The sequence below is a fragment of the Ginsengibacter hankyongi genome, from assembly GCF_008710285.1.
Classification (GTDB): Bacteria; Bacteroidota; Bacteroidia; order Chitinophagales; family Chitinophagaceae; genus Ginsengibacter; species Ginsengibacter hankyongi.
Genome location: NZ_VYQF01000029.1, coordinates 1 through 674, shown reverse-complemented (window position 1 = coordinate 674; position 674 = coordinate 1). Strand labels below are relative to the sequence as shown.

Genomic DNA, 674 nt, shown 5'->3' with positions numbered 1-674 from the left:
GCCACCGGAAAGCCGGTAATTTTAGTGATGATTAATGGCCAGCCATTAACCATCAATTGGGCTAACCGTTATATACCGGCTATTCTGGAAGCCTGGTTTCCCAATCAATATGGTGGTAAAGCAATTGCAGAAACTTTATTTGGAGATTACAATCCCGGAGGAAAATTGTCCATGACCTTTCCTAAAACCACAGGGCAAATAGAATACAATTTTCCTTTCAAGCCAGGTTCACAAGCTAACCAGGGAAGAGGCGACTTTAGCTATGGCAACACAAGCGTTAATAATTCACTGTATCCGTTTGGCTATGGATTAAGTTACACTACTTTCAGTTATAACAATTTGGTTGTTACGCCGGATGTGCAAAAGCAACAGGGCGATATACAGGTAAGCGTTGACGTTAGTAACACCGGAACAAGAAAAGGAGATGAAATTGTTCAGTTGTACGTGCACCAGCAAGTGGCAAGTGTTACGGTTTATGATTCACAGTTACGGGGTTTTGAAAGGGTTTCTTTAAGTCCGGGTGAAACCAAAACCATTCACTTCACCCTTCATCCTGAAGACTTGCAAATTTTAGATAGAAATATGAATTGGACGGTGGAACCGGGAGAATTTGAAGTAAGAATCGGAGCATCCTGCGAAGACATAAAATTGAAAAAGGAATTTACGATAACAGC

General features: G+C 41.2%; 1 protein-coding gene. It reads left to right on the top strand.

Annotation, left to right across the window (positions count from 1 at the left end):
* On the top strand, positions 1–674 hold a 674-nt coding region (locus FW778_RS22930; RefSeq protein WP_202552455.1), incomplete at both ends, for a glycoside hydrolase family 3 C-terminal domain-containing protein.